The sequence below is a fragment of the Polynucleobacter sp. 39-46-10 genome, assembly GCF_002282275.1.
The window spans coordinates 1-1,298 of record NZ_NCJB01000496.1 but is presented as its reverse complement, the minus strand read 5'-3'; the positions used below and the strand labels follow the sequence as shown (position 1 = coordinate 1,298).

Below are 1,298 nucleotides of genomic sequence, written 5' to 3'. Positions count from 1 at the left end.
GTCTTAAAAGAAATTAGCGTTATGCCATTTCCTGGTAACGTGCGCCAACTAGAAAATCTTTGTCATTGGCTCACAGTAATGACGCCGTCTAATGTTATTGGAGTAAGCGATCTACCTGCTGATATTTTGGCAGAGGCGGGTGAACAGCCAGTCATATTGCAAGGTGAATCTAACCCTGCAGCACAAGTGGCGAGCAGAGTTGGCTCAGCGGACTGGGAGGGTGGATTAGGCCGTTTGGCAGTCAAAATGCTACAGGATGGAGACTCAGAGGTATACGACGTCCTGTGTTCCAAGTTTGAAAAAGCAGTATTGCAGGCAGCTCTTGAAGTAACTCGCGGAAGACGCGTCGAAGCTGCCCAGCGCCTTGGAATTGGCCGCAATACGATCACGCGTAAATTACAGGAGCTTGGTATTGATGGCTGAGTCTGTGAGGATTGCCGCGTGGAATGTCAACTCATTGAAGGTGCGTTTACCTCATGTATTGAAATGGCTGCAGGATCAAGAGAAGGTGAAAAAGCCGATTGATGCACTGTGCCTTCAGGAGCTTAAGCTCACTGATGATAAGTATCCACATCAAGAGCTTGAAGAGGCGGGTTACCTCAGTATTGCTGCTGGTCAAAAGACTTATAACGGTGTTGCCATCATCGTTCGTAAAGCCGCATTAGCCTCGATTGCAAGCAATCATGAAACGACATTTTTAAAGCCAATCCGAAATATCCCTGGCAACACGGATGAACAGCAGCGTATTTTGGCGGCTACAGTTTGCTTTAAAGGAATGCAGCCTATTCGCTTGGTATCAGCTTATTTCCCTAATGGTCAATCACCCGATAGCGATAAGTTTGTCTACAAATTAGCTTGGCTCAAAGCCTTAGAAAATTGGTTAAGTGAAGAGTTGGCCCAAAACAGTCGCTTAGCACTTTTAGGGGATTTCAACATCGCGCCTACAGATGATGATGTACATGACCCCTCTAAGTGGATTGGTCAAAACCTCGTTTCTCCACCAGAAAGAGAGGCGTTTCAGCAGCTACTCAATCTAGGGCTTACCGATTCTTATCGGATGTTTGAACAGGCGCCTAAATCCTTTAGCTGGTGGGATTACCGCATGATGGGTTTCAGAAGAAGTGCTGGAATGCGGATTGATCACATTCTATTAAGCGAGGCCCTTAAAGATAAATGCACAGAAAGCATTATCGATAAAGAGCCCCGTACTTGGGAGCAACCTTCAGATCATGCTCCCGTCATTGCAAAGATTTCAGCCTAGAACTTTTAGCTTCACTGGGTGACTAGGCCCCCGTGAC

The 1,298-nt window shown here is 46.5% G+C and carries 2 protein-coding genes; both read left to right on the top strand.

Annotated elements, in window-relative coordinates:
* Positions 1 to 423, top strand: a 423-nt coding sequence (locus B7X71_RS17125; RefSeq protein WP_293601625.1) for a helix-turn-helix domain-containing protein, incomplete at its 5' end; no start/stop codon positions are given.
* Positions 416 to 1,261 (top strand): exodeoxyribonuclease III, encoded by an 846-nt coding sequence (xth, locus tag B7X71_RS17120; protein ID WP_293601624.1) that lies wholly within the window; start codon positions 416 to 418, stop codon positions 1,259 to 1,261. The genes B7X71_RS17125 and xth, both read left to right, overlap by 8 nt.
* Positions 1,262 to 1,298 lie beyond the last annotated feature (37 nt).